The 528-nt window shown below is 67.2% G+C and carries 1 pseudogene; it reads right to left on the bottom strand.

From position 1 onward, the window contains the following. Positions 1–528, bottom strand: a pseudogene (locus tag EOA60_RS36635) (homoserine dehydrogenase); the annotation flags it as partial.

The raw sequence follows: 528 nt of genomic DNA, 5'->3' as shown, positions 1-528 counted from the left end.
CCGTTGTCTCGTGGGTGACGAGGATGACGGTCTTCTGCGCTTCGGTAGCCGGCCCGGCGGCCTGCTGGACGATCGATTCCAGTGAAATATCGTTGTCGGCCATGCGCTTGGCGATCGCCGCGAAGACGCCGATGCGGTCGTGCACGGTCAGCCGGATGAAATAGCCGCCGGCATGGCTGCGCATCTGCGCTTTCCTGTAGGGCTTCAATTCCTTCGCCGGCCAGCCGAAGACCGGCCCGTGCTGGAAGCCCGGCCGGCTCTTGGCGATATCGGCAATGTCGCCGACCACCGCCGAGGCGGTGGCATTGCCGCCGGCGCCGGGGCCGGAGAGCAAAAGCTCGCCCAGGATGTCGGTCTCGATCGCCACGGCATTGGTGACGCCATGCACCTGCGCGATGACCGAGGCCGTCGGCACCATGGTCGGATGCACGCGCTGCTCGATGCCGCTGTCGGTGCGCTGCGCGACGCCGAGCAGCTTGATGCGGTAGCCGAGCTCGGCTGCGGCGCGAATGTCGGCCTGGGTGATGT

Source organism: Mesorhizobium sp. M1A.F.Ca.IN.020.06.1.1 (assembly GCF_004023265.1).
GTDB lineage: Bacteria > Pseudomonadota > Alphaproteobacteria > Rhizobiales > Rhizobiaceae > Mesorhizobium.
This window is presented reverse-complemented; position numbering and strand designations above follow the sequence as displayed.